This is a genomic window from Mesorhizobium sp. M7A.F.Ca.US.005.03.2.1 (genome assembly GCF_003997795.1).
Lineage (GTDB): Bacteria > Pseudomonadota > Alphaproteobacteria > Rhizobiales > Rhizobiaceae > Mesorhizobium > Mesorhizobium ciceri.
Map to the genome: position 1 here is coordinate 1 of NZ_RZRP01000923.1, position 2,344 is coordinate 2,344.

The following is a 2,344-nucleotide window of genomic DNA, read 5'->3' on the forward strand; positions in this document are numbered from 1 at the left end:
CATCTGGGGACCGCGCTCGAAGCAGATCCCGGCGCTGATCACCGGCAACACCACCATCGGCGGCGTCGGCGTCTCCCTGCACCAGATCGCCATCATCGTCATCACGCCGCTGATCCTGGCCGCACTTTGGATGTTCCTCAACCGCACGCGGCTCGGGCTGGCGCTGCGCGCCGTGGCGCAGAATGAAGATGCCAGCCATCTGGTCGGGCTGAACGTCACCGCGCTCTATGGGCTGGCCTTCGCCATTGCCGCGTCGCTTGCAGGCCTCGCCGGCATCTTCATGGGCGGCTATCGTTTCATGTCGCCGGTGATGGGCAGCGACCCGCTGCTCAAGGCGCTGATCGTCGTCGTATTCGGCGGAATATCGAGCATCTCGGGACCGATCTTCGCCGCCTATCTGATCGGCTTCTTCGAGGCCGCCTGCAGCTATTATTTCGGCCTGTACTGGACGCCGGCGCTGCTGTTCGGCGTGCTGATCCTGACCCTGATGGTGCGCCCCGAGGGCATCTTTGCCAGCCGCTCCCGAGGCCTAGCATGACCGACACGACATCGCCGATCACCCTTAGCCACACAGAGGCGGCAACCCCGATCGCTCCCGGCCGCACGCCGTGGAAGCAGGAGGCCATCGGCTTCGTGCTCGGCTTCGCCTTTCTGACACTGCTGCCGCTGATCTTCGGCGACACCTATGCCCGCCACATCCTGATCATGGCCTTCATCTATGCGATCGTCGCCTCGAACTGGGACCTCAGCCTCGGCTATGGCGGCGTCTTCAATTTCGGCCATCTGGCGCTGTTCGGCATCGGCGTCTATGCCTACAGCCTGCTCACCAAGCTGGCCGAATTCGACCCGTGGATCGCGCTGTTTGCCAGCGGTGTCATCGCCACCCTGGCGGCGATCCTGGTGACCATCCCGATCCTGCGGCTGAAGGGCATCTACATCATCCTGGTCACTTTCGGCTTCGCGCAGCTGGTGATGCAGGTAATCATCAGCCAGTCCGCCATCACCGGCGGCACGCAAGGGTTGGTGCGCATTCCCGGGCTATACGTGTTCGACCACAACATGGTCCGTGACGGCAAATCAGCCTATTTCTACATCGCGCTGGCGCTGCTGGTGGCGAGCACCCTATTCCTGCGCGTGTTCGTGCGCTCACGCACCGGGGCCAGCATCGTCGCCTTGCGCGACAATGAGGAATACGCCATCAGCCGCGGCGTCTCGATCGTGCGCCAGCGCATGCTGACGCTTGCCGCGAGCGCCTTCTTCACCGGCATCGCCGGCGCCTTCTACGCCGCCTACCAGCGCAATGCCTCGATCGACGTCTTCGGCATGAGCCTTGCGACCATCATCCTGTCGATGGTGCTGCTTGGCGGCACCAGCACTATTTACGGCGCCATCATCGCCTCTTTCGTGCTGACGATCTTCGCCGAATGGATGGCCGATTTCGGCGCGTGGCGGCCGATGATCACGGCGGTGCTGATCATCGGCGTGATGCTGGCCTACCCGAGCGGCCTGGTCGGCATGATCAAGGCTTCATGGGGCGCCGTCGCCGGACGCCTGAAGCGCCCGGCCTGACCGTTTCGGACTGGCGGCTCCGCCTCAGCGGATGCCGCACCAGTCGATGACCGAAGCGGCGATCACCTTGGCGGTCTCGACCACCGATTCGACTTCGACATACTCGTCGGAACCGTGAAATCCGTCGCCTGACGGGCCGAAGATGACACCGTCGACGCCGGCGCCGGCATAGTGCGCGGCATCGCACACGGCGACGAAGCCACGCGCCTGCGGCGCCTTGCCGACCATGGCCTTGCGCTTCATCAGCGATCTCACCAGCGGATGGTCGACCGGCGTGTTCATCGGCGGAAAATGCAGCCCGCCGAGCTCCCATTGGATCGCAGGCGGGTTGTCGCGCAGCCACGCATCGGTCTGCGCGAAATGGTGGACGAACGCCTCGAAATCGCGGCGGTAGTCGGCCGAATTCTCGTCGGGCAGGAATTTCATGTCGAGATCGAGCACCGCGACATCGGGAATGATGGCCGGGTTGGTCATCACGGTCGGCAGGCCGTGCTCGCCAAGGCCGGTGCCGCCATGCATGACGCCGATGTTGATGGTGTTCATGCCGAGCGGCAGCAGCGGATGCGATTTTGCTCGCGTCCGGTCCAGCTCATACTGGCGCACGGCGGCAATGAAGCGGGCGGCGATCTCGATCGCATTGACGCCCGGCTCCAGCCGGTCCTTGTCGTGGCGCTGCGGATAGATCTCGTTGTAGCGCAGCGCCGAATGGGCGTTGCGGCCACGGATCGTCACCCGCGCCCATTCCAGCCCGCCTTCGACCGGCAGGACATCGCCC

The 2,344-nt window shown here is 64.5% G+C and carries 3 protein-coding genes; 2 read left to right on the plus strand and 1 reads right to left on the minus strand.

Translation table 11 applies throughout. The features are described from left to right. A partial coding sequence (locus tag EN991_RS32605) for a branched-chain amino acid ABC transporter permease (RefSeq protein WP_164769542.1) occupies positions 1-538 on the plus strand: 538 nt, incomplete at its 5' end. Continuing rightward, positions 535-1,569, plus strand: coding sequence for a branched-chain amino acid ABC transporter permease (locus tag EN991_RS32610; RefSeq protein WP_127370283.1), 1,035 nt, complete (start codon positions 535-537; stop codon positions 1,567-1,569). The genes EN991_RS32605 and EN991_RS32610, both read left to right, overlap by 4 nt. A gap of 24 nt (positions 1,570-1,593) precedes the next feature. On the opposite strand, the gene EN991_RS32615 is transcribed toward EN991_RS32610, so the two are convergent. After that, positions 1,594-2,344: M20/M25/M40 family metallo-hydrolase (locus EN991_RS32615; protein WP_127370284.1), on the minus strand; the 751-nt coding region annotated here is incomplete at its 5' end.

Coding starts and splice junctions, on each gene's coding strand:
- EN991_RS32610 (WP_127370283.1), top strand. CDS start 535: ATGACCGACACGACATCGCCGATCACCCTTAGCCACACAGAGGCGGCA.